Raw genomic sequence first — 12,804 nt, 5'->3', positions numbered from 1 at the left:
CCGGGCCTTCGTCACCGGGTGGAACGACCGCTGCCACCCCTTCGTCTGGACAAAGACCAGCACCCAGATCCTCGAGAAAGCCAACCGACCAACCACTTCAAAGACGAGCCACTAGGGAACCCCAACTGCACCCCGAGGCTGACGGGGCACCGCTTCCAGGAGGAGGCTAATATCGTCGACCGGTGAGGCGGAGTATGCCGTCCACAATAAGCACAAGCACTCCCCCTATAGTTATCAAGCACCCTGCATAAAGGGCACCTGCCGCAAGGAGCATTACTCCCGTGTAATTATATCGATTAGAAAGCTCTATGTATAAAAATAGGAAAAGGGAAAAAATGACCCCAATTGCGGTAATTATAAATCCCCACTGTCGGAGTGACTTAGCCCGTTTCATGTCGCCCTCTTCCCAATAATGCTCTCGCCCGATGCGAGTATCACCCTGCGCTGGTTAACCGAGATTTTTGAAGGATCCCTATCCGAGGCGCGGTCCACACGCGGACACCCCCGGTTCTAACTCCCACAGAAGAACCCCCACTGCATGGCCGCAAGCTTCCCTGCCGATCAGGTTCAGCAGCTTCCGGCGGCATGAGGATCAACCTTTCCGCCCATTTGCGGCGTCACTGGATGCCGTGTTGGACCCGCCTTCCTCCACGGGCACTGCCCTGCTGACCCGGACGGTCATCACTGCCGTGACCGCCGATCCGAAAAGACCCGAACCGACAGAAGTCTCAGCGAACCACGGGTGCACCCAGTGCCCCAGCAGCAGGCCCAGCAGCACGAGAGCCACGCTGGTCCCGCCCATGAGGAGCAGTAACCGATGTGCCGTCTTCCGCCCAGCGGGGGTGTAACGCAACGGGCCCTTCCGTCGCGGCGCCTCTGACTCAGCCGGCACGAACAACGCGCGCACCGCAAAGCCCACCAGCCACGCGGCACACCCGGGCAAGATGAGCGGGCCCACATCCTCGCCCTCCCCGGGGACGGGACGAGCGAACACCACGAACGCCGTGAAATAAACCGCCGCGAGAACTGCGAAGAACCCCAAGCGCCAAGGATGCTTTGAGAGCACCAAAGGCTTTCCGCGCCACCGGCCCACCACCAGCCACACGCCCATGAGCATGGTCACAGCCCCCAGGGCCAGGAACATCCATCCCCAGGTCTGATCTCCAGGCGCCAAGACACTGAACGCTGGCCAAGTGAAGGCCACCGCGACGCCGCCCAGTATCAGGACGAAGGACCCCAACACCATCCGTAGCCCGCGGTCTGCCCTCCCTGAGATGGCCACCATGTGCGTTGACCGCCTGTCTGTTGAAGGTGTTCGCCCGGGTGCTCGATGGCAAACGAGACTCGTCTACAGCACATCTACCGGAGCAGCCGACCCATGGCCAGACGCCCTTGCACCGACACGAGTGGGGGAACCCCTATTGCGTTGTGCGTAGGCGTCCACCCCTACTTGTCAGCTCAAAGAGCACTTTGCAGGGGCCGAAGTCCCCTTATCTGTGACAAGCTTTCTGGCCGGTCAGAGCAGTAGCGTCGAGACATGAATCGGCACGCCTCTGTCGCGAACGGTGACCCCCAGTGGATCGACGACACCCACGTGCCTACCGCAGCCCAGGTCCTCATCCACGAGTTGCCCGTTACCGCAATGATGATGATCGGCCTTCCAATACTCGTGTTCTGGCTTCTGGACACTCCCACGGGTGACCCACGGACTCCGTGGTGGCCGGTCTTTATCGTTGCGTTCACGGGAGCGGTCCTTCTGACGCAGCGGCTTCTCCAAGCGCCGCGCCCTCGACTCAACAAGCAGATTGGTCCTGGGCGACTCACGGACTCTCTCCTTCAAGCCTCCCGCACCGGAACCATGCCGGCCGATCCCGGAGTGCGCACAGCAGCCGGGGTGACCGCGTGCTATCGCATCGAAGCAGCGATGGCCAGTGTCGCGGTAACCGTAGCCCTGCTGATTCCGGGGATCATTCAACCGCTGCATAGCTTCATCGCAGCAGGCACGGTTAGCGGAATATTTGCCCTCCTCCATCTCAGTAGGGCGCGCCATAGCTGGGCCTACCTGAAGGCGTTGCACACCACCTCGCAGGTCAGCTGATCGTCAGGTTCTCGCCGTGGCTCATGGACCGGAGGGGCACCGCGTCACCGCTGGTCGTGCATGCTCAGGACAACATCACTTCACGAGGATGCGCCAGCGCCCGACCCACCCAGTACTAATAGGAACCCCTATCGCGCACTGTTGATGGCGCTCCGTGAAAATCCCCAGGGATGCTCGTCGATTTTCCCCACCCGGTGGTTGTGGTCACTGTAGCGGTCGTGGGGTGCCGGTGGTCGTGCGCCGCAGCGTGTCGGCGCGGGCTTGGTGGGCGCGCAGCCGGTAGGAGTCGCCGTCGAGGTTGAGGACCACGGAGCGGTGCAGGAGCCGGTCGAGCAGGGCCGCGGCGACGGTGGTGTCGCCGAGAACCTCGCCCCAGGAGCCGACCCCGCGGTTGGTGGTGAGGATGATCGAGGTTTTGAGATAGCGCTGGGAGACGACCTGGAACAGGGCCGAGGCGGCCTCGGCGGGCAGGGGCAGGTAGCCGAGCTCGTCGATGACCAGCAGGGTGGGCCCGGCGTAGAAGCGCATGGTGGTGGCCCAGCGGCCCTCGATCGCGGCCTTGTGGCAGCGGGCAGCCAGGTCGGCGGCGGTGGTGAAGTAGGTGCGGTAGCCGGCCTCGGCGGCCTTGCGCGCCAACCCGACGGCCATGTGAGTCTTGCCGACACCGGGCGGGCCGATCAGCAGCACGTTGGTCGCGCTCTCGAGGTACCGGCAGGAGGCCAGCTCGTTGACCAGGGCTGGGTCCAGTCCCGGGGCGGCCTCGAGGTCGAAGCCCTCCAGGGTCGCCGGGGAGGGCAGCGAGGCGAACCGCAGCCGCCCGGCCAGCCGGCGGGCCTCGGTGGCCTCGACTTCCAGGCCCAGCAGTCTTTCCAGGGCGGCGGTCATCGACAGGCCCTCGGCGGCGGCCTGCTCGAGCACGCCCGGCAGGTGCTCGGCGGCGGTGGTGAGCTTGAGCTCGGCCAGGTGGGCGCGCAGTTGCTGGTACAGGCTGGCCTGGGAGGCGTTCAGCGGCTCGGTGGTGGGGGTGCTCATGTGAGGGTGTTCCTTCCATTGGCGGCGGCCGCGTAGCGGGACAGATCGATCACCACGGCACCCTCCTCGGCGCCGTGGACCGAGGTCGTGGTGGATGCGGGCGCGGCGGTGCCGCGCAGGACCGCTGCCGCCGCCAAGGCGTCAGGCCCCGGTGGGATGCGGACCTTGGACCGGTGCGGCACCGCCGAGGTCGCGGCCTTCATCGCCTCGGTGTTCAGCGCGGTGACGTGGCCGTGGTCGCGGACCATCGCCCCGGCACCAGGGGCCGCGGCACGGTGCCGGGCGATGACGGCGCCGCTGCTGGTGGCGATGTCGAGGTGCGGTTCGCCCAGGCGGGCGATCACGGTGACCGTGGCGTGGGCCAGCTCGGGGGCCACGGAGTAGGAGTTTCCCCGGTAGGCCACCAGCGCCTGGGCCGAGACCTTCCGTTCCACCGTGGTGACGGCCGGGAACGGCACCGGTGGCAGCGCCCCCAGCGACTCGGCGGCGGCCAGGGCCGCCACGGTCGTGCGGCCCTCGGCCGTGGTGCGGGCCCGGGCGTCACCACGGGTGGTGCACCACCGATCCAGTGCGGCTTGTGCGGATTCGACGGTGGCCTCATCCGGCAGGGTGCGCCAGACGCGCTGGGCGGCCGAGTGCACGGCTTTCTCGACCACACCCTTGCGGTTGCCACGTCGTGGTGGGCAGATCGCCACCGACACCCCGTAGTGCTTGGCCACCGCGGCGAAGGTCGCGGTGACCTTGCCGGTGGGCGGGTGGCAGACGGTGGCCATCCGGTCGAAGCGCCAGACCTTGGTGACCCCGCCCAGGGCCCGGGTGATGTGATCGATGCCGGCGATCAGGTGCGCCTGGTCCTCGGACTCGCACAGGAGCCCGCGCCAGGCCCCGGAGTGCGCCAGAGCCCCGACGAGCAGGTGCGCGTTCGCCCCAGCGCCCCAGGCCGCCGGTGGGTCGGGCAGCTCGACCCAGTCCCACTGGGTCTCCTCCCCGGGCGGGTGCTCGATCACCGCCACGGCCCGCCCGGCGGTGGGCCGGCAGTCCTGGCACACCGGACGCAGCTGGCGCTGCCGCAGCTGACGGGTGAAGGTCTGGTAGGCCCCGGGGTACCCGAGGTCGGTGACCTCGTCGTAGAGCGTGGTGGCCCACAGGTGCGGGTCCTCGGCCAGGCGGGCCCGGCAGTATTCGGCATAGGGGGCGAACGGATCCGGGGTGGTGCGGGCCCGGGCCCCGGGGGTGCGGTTCCCGGCCAGGTAGGCGCGGATGGTCTTGCGGTCACGGCCCAGGTGCCGGGCGATCGCGGAGATCGTCCAGCCCTGACGGGCCAGGGCGTGCGCGTCGATGTCTTCCTCCCGTGTGAGCATGGTCAGCGGGGCTCCCTCGAATGGATGGCTGGTGGTCAGAGACCGCCATCATCGAGGGGGCCCCGCCATCATTGGCGGAGCCACACGGGTGGGGAATTTCAGTGAGCAGGTCTGGAGAGTTTCACCTGAGCGCCATCACTGTCGTCCCAGCAACCAATCAGCGCTCCAGCAGTCCACGCAGTCATTGGGATGCCCAGGGCTCAATGCGCTGCTCGCCACACTTTGGGACATGACTCTCAGCGAATCTGGTCCCGGTCTTGCCGTTTCTGTTCATTTTTCACTTGCCACCAACCGATCAAGCCAACAACCATGCTGCAGGAAGCGCTGAGAGCCGCCCACCACGCGCGCGTAGAGCCTGTAATGATGGCGTTCGTCAAAGTGAGCACCACAATCACAGCAATCACGGCCGTGAGGATCTGGATAAAACGCAGCTTCGGACTGGACATAGTTCCCCCTGTCGTTTGGTCGTCGTAGGCTGATTGTCGAGAAATCAAAGTCTTCGACTTCAGACCTACGCCCGGGATTGCGTGCGCCGTCGATGGTGGAAGAGCTAGCCCGGGTACGTGCTCGTCTCATAGAGACGCAAGTAAGCCCACGCACGACGGGTGCGTGCCGCTGGCCCCAGGGCGACCAGGACGAACGCAATGAACACCACTACCCACGCCATATGCGGCCACAACACCAGGCCCAGTACCCCAGTCAGATCCAGACCAACAGCGAAAGCCGCTCCTTCAACGTCCTCGCACGACCTAGCGGCGGCACCGGTTCGCAAGGAAGAAAAAACCGGAACCTGCCCCACGCGGATCGCCTCATCTCGAGCTAGATCGGCCTGCTTACGCCCCTCGACACGACGCACCCCGGGGATCGGTGTGCGGATGAGCCAGCGCAGGATCAACCCGATCAGCAACGCCACAAGCAATCCCACCAGAAAGCGGTCTGAATCTGGCCCCCACCACCGGTCGACACACCAGACGACCGTGAGATTGACCGCGGCGAACATCCCGGCGAACAGCGCCCCAGACCGCAGCAGACGCCGGCGAGACGGGATCGGCCGCTCCGCATGCAGTAGTTGCACTTGCCGTAGATGTCCTGGCTCCGCATTGCTCATGCAATGACGTTATCGAGGGGGATGGGGCTTGTCTGTCCACCGTTCCAGCCACTTCCACGGGGATGCACAGCGATGTCCATCAACGGAACTCTCCCTGCAACGCCAGTGGTCTAGAAGGAGTAGAAACCTGAGCAGATCACGTACCGAAGTCGAATCAACGGCGAGATCCTTTGAAAAAATTCTTCTAGGGTCTTGGACACGGCTCACCAGACCAAGTCCATCTAGTCACACACATATAATGCTGACATGCCCCCCACCTCCTCTGGCGTTGCCTCGCAGGAATACTCGATCGACGCATGGTCAGGAACCGTCGATAATCTAAGAAACTCCTGCTCCCAAATTCAAGACATTATGAACCAAGTAAAACTGAAAGAAATGGCAAAGCTTGGTGAAGAAATCGACCTGCCAATTACACAAGAGTTGTTGGAAACCTATGAAACGGCTGACTTATCTTACGAAACCAGACGAAAGATAGCCCGCCTATCCGACAAACTCAAAGATTATGACATAAAGGTATCCGCCACAACGAGGGATAATCACCGATATTCCGGTTCACCCGATTACGTATTTGAATACGCAGACACTAAAAGACTGAAGGAATTCGATATCGAGGCTGGTGCGCTTTACGGGGAGACAAACACTGGATTGAAAGCATATTTCCGGAGATCCCAAAGCTGCGAGGTCGTGGTCAGAAGTCCTCACCGAGACTGGCTTGTATTTGCTGCAAACGACACAAAACGGATTCTAATGCGAAATTTTCCATGGTATGGGAAATTTAGAAAGCATTCATACATCGTTGGGATTGTATTTTTAATCCTCATGGTGACTTCACTTGGAATGCCTGGAAACCCTGCTGGCACCGACGCTGCGCCCGCCTCGGCGAACACTATAGTGGCCCTTATATTTATGATACTAATTGTGGGAACAATAGGGGCAGTCCTCGGCATTGGCCTTGTTTCCTTATGGAACAGGGTTTTAGTTGCGTTTGAAGTCGCAAAAACAAAAGAAGAACTTCGCGCGCAACAACTACTCAAGATTTTTGCAACCGCCCTTACTGTGGCCCTTGGCATTATAATACCCATTATTTTAAATACTTTTTGAAACTCAGACTTAAGGGCTATTTATACGTTTGCGCCGCAACTGTATTCAGAAAATCAGCGACAGTACTTCCATGAGTGACTCGCAATCACTCCTTCACTCATACGAGCCTGAGCGGATGCCCGTCTACGACGGGGGCCTCAAGATATCTCGCCGCGCCCCTTGCATGTGTTCTGCAACGCCCGCAAGAGGGACCCCTCCCGCTGCGGACCTACATCACGATTTGGAGGCAGGAAACCGGGTGGGGTTGATGCCCGTATGCCCCGCCCGCAAGGGGGTGCCCGCACAGGTACGGCATGCGCAACACTGGAAAGGTGAGCGGGAAGAGGATCGGCTACGCCCGCGTCTCCACCATCGAGCAGGACCTCACCGTCCAGCGTGAAGCCCTGCAACGCCTGGGCGTGGCCGAGGAACGGATCTACGTCGACCACGGCCTGACCGGGGCGCACCGGTCCCGCCCGGGACTGCGCGAGGCGATGGCCGCCTGCTGGCCCGGGGACACTCTGGTGGTCACCAAGCTCGACCGCCTCGCCCGCTCCCTGCCCGGTGCCCGCGACATCGCCGATGAGCTCACCGGCCGAGGAGTGACCCTGTCACTGGGTGGCAGCGAGTACGACCCCACCGACCCGGTCGGGCGGTTGCTGTTCAACGTGCTGAGCATGGTGGCGGAGTTCGAATCCGATTTGATCCGGATGCGCACCCGCGAGGGCATGGCCATCGCTCGGGCCAAGGGCCGACTGCGCGGGCGGCAGCCGAAGCTCTCCGTGCTGCAGCGCCGGCACCTGATGTCCCTGCACGAGCAGGGTGAGCACACCCAGGCGGAGCTGGCGGAGTTGTTCGGGGTGGCCCGCTCCACGGTCTACCGCACGATCCAGCGAGAGCTGGCCAAGCGCACCAGCTGAGACTTCAACTGACCGTGGCTGGCAGCTCCCGGATCCGCCGATAGAGCGTCGCCCGGGACATCCCGAGGTCCCGGGCGACCTGGGTGGCCGGCTCCCCGGACTCGATCAGCCTCAACGCGTTGCGGATCTGGGAGTCCGTGAAGGTCTGACGTCGCCCACCGAGGTCTTTGCCGGCAGCCCTGCGCTTGGCTACCGAGTCGGTGATGCGTTCGCGTTTGATCTCCAGCTCCATCTGGGCCAGCGCGGCCATGACGGTGAAGACCATCGAGCCCATCGGGGTGGCGGTGTCCACGTCTCCCCCGCCGAGGTTGAGTACCCGCAGACCGGCGCCTCTCCCCCGCAGCGCCTCGGCGAAGGCCAGCATGTTCTGCGTCGACCGCCCCAGGCGGTCCAGCGTGGTAATCACCAATGTGTCGCCCTTCTCCAGCGCAGCCACGGCACGGTCAAACTGCGGACGCGATGCACGTCCTCCAGACACTCCACTGTCGACATACACGTCATCGCGCCGCACACCCGCGCTCAGCAGATCAGACACTTGACGGTCTGCGTCCTGCTGACGCGTTGACACGCGTGCATACCCGATTAGCTTCCCCACGTCCACCTCATCTGTCTCGCAACTGACGTTGAGTATCAGATTCTAGGGGCATGGATAAAGCACAAGGATGCGAGACAGGCCGAACCGCGGAAACATGCGGGCGCAAATTTCCCGGACGAGACGTCTCGCATCCCTTGGCTTCAAAGACACTCCGTCGTCATACTGGTCAGCTTGCTTTCAAAGATGTCAGTCAGCTCCCCTAGGCCCGACGACTGGCTCGGGATCCCCGAGCTGCCCGGTGCGATCCTTCGAAGGCCTGGGATCTGGGACTTCTCGTCCACGCACAGCACCACCGAGTTTTCCGGCGGGGCTAGGTAAAGCCCGACGACGTGAACAACCTTCACGACGAGCCTGGGGCCGGCCTGAGCTGTCATGATTGGCCGGCCCGTCGATGCTGGCCTACTCGTAGCGCGCCTGCCAGACAATCACCGTGGTGCAAGTGGTCCCCACCCGTTGCGCAATCTCAGCGTTGAAGATCCCCCGCAGTGGCCAGCAACACGAGCTGCGCCCGCTGTGCCAGACCCGCACGCACCAAGGTGGAGCGCATGATGCATTGCAGCTTCTCCCGGTTGCACTCACGCAGAAGCAGCGGGACCGCGGGGCGATTCGGCATAATTCACAGTCCCACCCCACAAAACGTTTAAATAGTTCAACGACGGCCCCTTAGGAGGACTACATGCTTAAGTCAGAAACGGGACACGCGAAACGAGCCATCGCCCGGCTTGGTTTAGAGGTACAACGGCACTACGCCAATGAGACCGGGGCTTTAAGCTACTTCGCGGGCCAGCTAAACGTCGAGCAACGTGTTTATGTAACGGACTACCTTATCGACGTAATGGGGACGCTGGACTCGTCGTTGGGTGATATGGACACTTGCCTGAGCCAGTACAAGCAAAAACGCGAGACCGAAGAATTCCAGAGGAAGTCGCGGATTGATCCTTCCTCGTCTCAAATATATGTATCCGGCCCAAACAAAAATGAGGAAGATGCCCGGTTTTACAGGGAAATGCTGGAGGAGCAGTTCTTCTTCAAGTTCGGTGGCGTCATCGATTTGCTCGCTTCCGTGGTCGTGATGGTGAGCGGCGTGGGACTAGATGTTAGGAAGTGCAGTTATCACGAGCTGAAGCCGAAGGGCCGGATGGAGGAACAGGCGTCCAAGCCCGCGAATAGGCTCGGATTGTCCCTGGACGAGGAAGTCCGGGAATCGCAACTCTCAGTTCTTCGTTCCCTGCACTCGGCCATCGTTGCTGACGGGGAAGCGGATTGGTTTTCGTGGGTGCTCGACCGACGCAACCAGATGGTTCATCGGGCACAAGGCGTAGGCTTCATACTCATCCGGCAAGGTAAGGTCAAAGGTCAAGTGGACTTTGTAGATCTGCCCCCGAAATATCCTCAAGAGGGCATGATTTCGGCGTACAAGAAGGCACGAGGAGTTAAGGGGTCATTTATCCCCGAAGACATCCAAGATGTGATGCATGAATGTCATGCCAGGCTGTGCCACATTCTGATTGCAGTAATCGACGCCTGTGTGTCGATTTGCGCCCAGCGAGGGTCGAGGGATTTAAATATCGACCAGCAAGCCGCGCAATGGCCGCTTGAGGATAGGGCCGACTACAATTTTAACGGATTCAACCCAAATCAATCTATCGTCAAGGGGATCGAGAAGGCGGACACCGCTGTTGGAACAGGAAGTCTCATAGACCGAGTGCAGGGCGCTTCGGCCATCTTTACAAACGAATAGGCTCATACGACGCAAAAACCCCGCCACCAGGAACGCGTCACTTATGGTCGGATCCCCGCGCTTGCCCCATTCAACGGGGCCGTTATATGATATATCTTGCAAAACGTGCAATGGGCTGCCAAAACGGCAATAGTTGGCGCCCCTAACGGCTGAATTCCAAACCTCCGGGGCCTTGGAAATCAAACCAATTGAACGTCCACCCGGATTAAGCTGCCCTTAACTTCATGCTTGCTAGGCGCATACCAAAATCCTGCGAGCATCCACTTAGCAGTGCCGTCTTGCTGTCCCAGAATTAACATCAGGGGATGCGGGCACTGGCATGCAGGATTCCCGGCTGTGCGGCGGAGCAATGTCTGGTCTGTGTTGCTGGGTATGGGCGCGCCGGTGGGATGGGTATGCCAATCCCCTAAATATTCGATCTTCCCACCAGTTTTCGCCCAGATTTCGTCAATCTGGTCGTACTGCCAGTCACGGTCGGGCGTGAACGATCGGCTGTAGTGCTCCGCTTCGGGGCCCGCGCCAATAGTGTGCATCACCCGAAATGAGCCGAGCGAGGACTGGCCGAGAAGAATGCCGCCCGTCTCGTTTGGATGGCACTGATTCCCGTCTGCAACCATTTGGTCGAACAGGTTCATGGGAAGTTCTACGTTGGGCGCAGAACGCCGAGAATTTCTCAGTGAATGCCGCATCGAGGATTTTTGCCGAAGATGTATCCGTCCCAGCGTGGCGGGCAGGGAATTCCATGCTCATCGCGCAAGCTCAAAATGTGTGCGTCGAAGCCGTCCAAGGGGTAACCGCCGTCGAAGCCCTCCAGGAGAGCCCCCACAGCCACGCGGGCGGCTTGAGCAGAAACGGGGGCGAGATCGAATCCGGTCCCTGTGAAAGTTCGTTGGCCGCACCCTGCCGGTTGCACGCCTTTGTCCTCAATCTTTACCGCTGAAGGAATGTGGCCGCTCTCATTGACATCGCTGGCCTGGTACCACAGGAAGCAGCCATAACAGGCTTCGGCTCCTGCGTCGATTTTGACGACGGTACCACCGCCGATCCCCGGCGATGCGTCGACACAGACCCATGTCTTGTGAGCTGCGCGGGCCATCAGAGAGGTGTACTCCTGGACGCTTGCGTCAGCGGAGGCATCAACGACGAGGTCGGATTTTGCGAACATCTTGGCGAGCATGTCGGACTCGCAACGCTGCCCATCGGGTGTCACGGAGCCGAGCCGGGCGACGCATGAAGCGACTTGAGCATAAGGGTTAATTTGTCTAATTCTGGCTGCCAAGGCGTTCACTTTAGGGGCGCCTACGGTGTCGAATGCGGCAACGTGCCGCGACAGGTTTCCGGGCTCGACAGTATCGTGATCAACCAGGGTGAATTTTCCGACTCCAGCGCGGGCCAGATGTTCGATGATGACACTGCCAATTGCTCCGCAACCAATGACTGTGATGGCACGGTTCTCGAGGCCATGTGTCTCGGGCGCCCGATACATGAGGTCGGATCGCCCCGCACGGTAGGCATGTACAAAGTCATACCTGTCGGGAATAATATTGTTTTTGGCCCCACCACCGTAGCCAGCTCTGTATGTTTGGTTGATTCCACCGACCTGTCGGAGAACGAATACCCAGCCCATGGTTGTCGTGCCGTGTTCGTGTTCTTCGGGGAATCCGATTGCACGGAGTTCGTAACTTGGACCGTTGTTGGTGCCGGTGAGAGTAAAAGGCTGCGTTTTTCCGTTTTCACCGGAACCGATCTTCTCCCAAAGCTTCTTATCCGGCTTGCATTCGATTGGCGGGGCGTCGAGGACAACCCATTGCCCAGTCACCTGCACAGGTGGATACGGGTCGAGCACAGACTCCAGGCCTGCCGGCGCAGAGTACACAACGTCCTCGCCAGCGCGGAGTTCGTCGATCACTCCCAGGAGTCGTGCGCCCTCCAGGCCCGCCACTTGCGTGGCGGCGAGGCGTGCACCCATTACTCCACGGGAGCCAGGAGCGGGATTGGCCTTGTCGCTGTCGATGAGAAAGCCCGCTGCAGGCATGTAGCTGTAGTAGGCACTGTATGGTTCCCCCTGATCAGCTTCGTCCTCGATCGCCAAAGTGCCAGCATCGGCGTACCCCGCGGAGAGGGTCTTGTGTAGCTGACGCTCCAGGAGTCCGGCGAGCTTCCAGTGTGGTTGCCAGTTCTGCGTCGGTGCGGCCAGCAAGCACAGCTCGCCGGTGAACGGGTTCTGATGGTGTTGCATGCCCAGTTGTTCAGCCGTGACTATAGGCGGCATCACGGGATAAGCGGGCGGACAGATGACGGTTAGTTCCACCTCATCCATGCCAGTCTTCTCTGCCGAAGCGACCACTGTGAAAGTCCACACACCGTCGCGGTCTACGACATCGACAACGCGGTAACCGGCCTGCTGGAGCTGGTACTTCTCCTGCTCCAGCAGGCCGTCACGTAAACAGGCCAAATCCGGCACCGCTCAGCCGACCTTCCCCGGCTTATCCGGGCGCGGCGGAAACCCCGGGCTATTGGGCGTGTCCGGCTTCCCAGCGTGATCCGGACGGCCGGGGTCTTGTGCGTGATCCGGACGGCCCGGCTCACGCGAGTGGTCCGGACGGCCAGCACCCCTGATGTGATCTGACATGACTAGCTCCTCCCCTTCAACAGTGGAGAGGGACCATCCCTCTTCCATGCATAAGCATGACAGTTGGCCCAGACGTCGTAACCACGTCCTGCATGGCTTACCCGGTCCCGTGGGAGGGCGCCGCCACGGTGCCCGGCTCACAACGATCGGACCCTCTTCGGAGTGGATGCATCTCGGCGGCAGCGTCTCGCAACCGATCCGTCTTATAACCCATGATTTGCAGGACACACGAGCGCA

At 61.4% G+C, this 12,804-nt stretch carries 12 protein-coding genes and 1 pseudogene; 4 read left to right on the top strand and 9 right to left on the bottom strand.

Features of this window, described 5'->3' with window-relative positions:
* Nucleotides 1-592: 592 nt before the first annotated feature.
* Nucleotides 593-1,144 (bottom strand): hypothetical protein, encoded by a 552-nt coding sequence (locus PU704_RS16660; protein WP_277552093.1) that lies wholly within the window; start codon nt 1,142-1,144, stop codon nt 593-595.
* 393 nt (nt 1,145-1,537) lie between these two features.
* Between PU704_RS16660 and PU704_RS16655 the strand changes: the two genes are divergently transcribed.
* Nucleotides 1,538-2,098, top strand: coding sequence for a hypothetical protein (locus PU704_RS16655; RefSeq protein ID WP_277552092.1), 561 nt, complete (start codon nt 1,538-1,540; stop codon nt 2,096-2,098).
* 204 nt (nt 2,099-2,302) lie between these two features.
* Here the strand turns inward: PU704_RS16655 and istB are convergent, their stop codons facing one another.
* The 4 genes from istB to PU704_RS16635 all read right to left on the bottom strand — a co-directional run bounded on the left by istB (nt 2,303) and on the right by PU704_RS16635 (nt 5,599).
* A complete protein-coding gene (gene istB, locus PU704_RS16650) occupies nt 2,303-3,130 on the bottom strand; it encodes an IS21-like element helper ATPase IstB (RefSeq protein ID WP_277552091.1) in 828 nt (275 codons plus the stop codon).
* On the bottom strand, nt 3,127-4,491 hold the full coding sequence (istA, locus tag PU704_RS16645) for an IS21 family transposase (RefSeq protein WP_277552090.1): 1,365 nt from the start codon (nt 4,489-4,491) through the stop codon (nt 3,127-3,129). Before istA ends, istB begins: the two co-directional genes overlap by 4 nt.
* Before the next feature lie 236 nt (nt 4,492-4,727).
* On the bottom strand, nt 4,728-4,937 hold the full coding sequence (locus PU704_RS16640; protein WP_277552089.1) for a hypothetical protein: 210 nt from the start codon (nt 4,935-4,937) through the stop codon (nt 4,728-4,730).
* A 104-nt stretch (nt 4,938-5,041) separates the two neighbouring features.
* On the bottom strand, nt 5,042-5,599 hold the full coding sequence (locus PU704_RS16635) for a hypothetical protein (RefSeq protein ID WP_277552088.1): 558 nt from the start codon (nt 5,597-5,599) through the stop codon (nt 5,042-5,044).
* Nucleotides 5,600-5,845: 246 nt separating this feature from the next.
* Here PU704_RS16635 and PU704_RS16630 point away from each other — a divergent pair, with 246 nt between their 5' ends.
* Nucleotides 5,846-6,700: a hypothetical protein gene (locus PU704_RS16630; RefSeq protein WP_277552087.1), complete on the top strand. Its 855-nt coding sequence runs from the start codon at nt 5,846-5,848 to the stop codon at nt 6,698-6,700.
* Between the two features lie 311 nt (nt 6,701-7,011).
* Complete coding sequence (locus PU704_RS16625; RefSeq protein ID WP_277552086.1) at nt 7,012-7,599, top strand: recombinase family protein; 588 nt, start codon at nt 7,012-7,014, stop codon at nt 7,597-7,599.
* A 4-nt stretch (nt 7,600-7,603) separates the two neighbouring features.
* Here PU704_RS16625 and PU704_RS16620 read toward each other — a convergent pair whose 3' ends face one another.
* Together PU704_RS16620 and PU704_RS20080 are read right to left on the bottom strand one after the other, a co-directional pair.
* The gene (locus PU704_RS16620) at nt 7,604-8,194 is read right to left on the bottom strand and encodes a recombinase family protein (RefSeq protein ID WP_277552085.1); all 591 of its coding nucleotides are present in this window, start codon (nt 8,192-8,194) and stop codon (nt 7,604-7,606) included.
* A gap of 236 nt (nt 8,195-8,430) precedes the next feature.
* A pseudogene (locus tag PU704_RS20080) lies at nt 8,431-8,550 on the bottom strand (IS630 family transposase); the annotation flags it as partial.
* Nucleotides 8,551-8,870: 320 nt separating this feature from the next.
* Here PU704_RS20080 and PU704_RS16615 point away from each other — a divergent pair.
* Nucleotides 8,871-9,935 carry a hypothetical protein gene (locus tag PU704_RS16615; protein ID WP_277552084.1) on the top strand — a complete coding sequence of 355 codons (1,065 nt, stop codon included), beginning with the start codon at nt 8,871-8,873 and terminating at the stop codon, nt 9,933-9,935.
* Nucleotides 9,936-10,114: 179 nt separating this feature from the next.
* Here PU704_RS16615 and PU704_RS16610 read toward each other — a convergent pair whose 3' ends face one another.
* Together PU704_RS16610 and PU704_RS16605 are read right to left on the bottom strand one after the other, a co-directional pair.
* Nucleotides 10,115-10,570, bottom strand: a complete 456-nt coding sequence (locus PU704_RS16610; RefSeq protein ID WP_277552083.1) for a Mov34/MPN/PAD-1 family protein — start codon at nt 10,568-10,570, stop codon at nt 10,115-10,117.
* A 38-nt stretch (nt 10,571-10,608) separates the two neighbouring features.
* Entirely contained in the window at nt 10,609-12,399 is a 1,791-nt protein-coding gene (locus PU704_RS16605) for a ThiF family adenylyltransferase (RefSeq protein ID WP_277552082.1), read from the bottom strand.
* Nucleotides 12,400-12,804: the final 405 nt, after the last annotated feature.

It is taken from the genome of Kocuria oceani (assembly GCF_029524215.1).
In the GTDB taxonomy this organism is placed as follows: Bacteria; Actinomycetota; Actinomycetes; order Actinomycetales; family Micrococcaceae; genus Kocuria; species Kocuria oceani.
The sequence above is the reverse complement of the archived record's forward strand: the minus strand, read 5'-3'. Positions and strand labels throughout refer to the sequence as shown.

Coding starts and splice junctions, on each gene's coding strand:
- istB (WP_277552091.1), bottom strand. CDS start 3,130: ATGAGCACCCCCACCACCGAGCCGCTGAACGCCTCCCAGGCCAGCCTG.
- PU704_RS16610 (WP_277552083.1), bottom strand. CDS start 10,570: ATGAACCTGTTCGACCAAATGGTTGCAGACGGGAATCAGTGCCATCCA.
- istA (WP_277552090.1), bottom strand. CDS start 4,491: ATGCTCACACGGGAGGAAGACATCGACGCGCACGCCCTGGCCCGTCAG.
- PU704_RS16615 (WP_277552084.1), top strand. CDS start 8,871: ATGCTTAAGTCAGAAACGGGACACGCGAAACGAGCCATCGCCCGGCTT.
- PU704_RS16660 (WP_277552093.1), bottom strand. CDS start 1,144: ATGTTCCTGGCCCTGGGGGCTGTGACCATGCTCATGGGCGTGTGGCTG.
- PU704_RS16640 (WP_277552089.1), bottom strand. CDS start 4,937: ATGTCCAGTCCGAAGCTGCGTTTTATCCAGATCCTCACGGCCGTGATT.
- PU704_RS16630 (WP_277552087.1), top strand. CDS start 5,846: ATGCCCCCCACCTCCTCTGGCGTTGCCTCGCAGGAATACTCGATCGAC.
- PU704_RS16655 (WP_277552092.1), top strand. CDS start 1,538: ATGAATCGGCACGCCTCTGTCGCGAACGGTGACCCCCAGTGGATCGAC.
- PU704_RS16635 (WP_277552088.1), bottom strand. CDS start 5,599: ATGAGCAATGCGGAGCCAGGACATCTACGGCAAGTGCAACTACTGCAT.